The following is a 252-nucleotide window of genomic DNA, read 5'->3' as shown; positions in this document are numbered from 1 at the left end:
CCGTGGAACACCCCGTACATGGACGCCATGACCGCCAGCAGCGCCTGCGCGGTACAGACGTTGGAATTGGCCTTCTCGCGGCGGATATGCTGCTCGCGCGTCTGCAGCGACAACCGGTAGGCCTTGTTGCCACGCGCATCCACCGACACCCCGATGATGCGGCCCGGCATGGACCGCTTCAGCGCGTCGGTGCAGGTCATGTAGGCCGCGTGCGGGCCGCCGAAGCCCATGGGCACCCCGAAACGCTGTGTC

At 67.5% G+C, this 252-nt stretch carries 1 pseudogene; it reads right to left on the bottom strand.

Annotated elements, in window-relative coordinates:
* A pseudogene (locus tag H2O73_RS24210) lies at positions 1-252 on the bottom strand (hypothetical protein); the annotation flags it as partial.

Origin of the sequence: Vibrio marinisediminis (assembly GCF_014050145.1) — a bacterium.
Classification (GTDB): Bacteria; Pseudomonadota; Gammaproteobacteria; order Enterobacterales; family Vibrionaceae; genus Vibrio; species Vibrio marinisediminis.
Note: the sequence above shows the minus strand (reverse complement) of the source record. Positions and strands in the feature narration are given on the sequence as shown.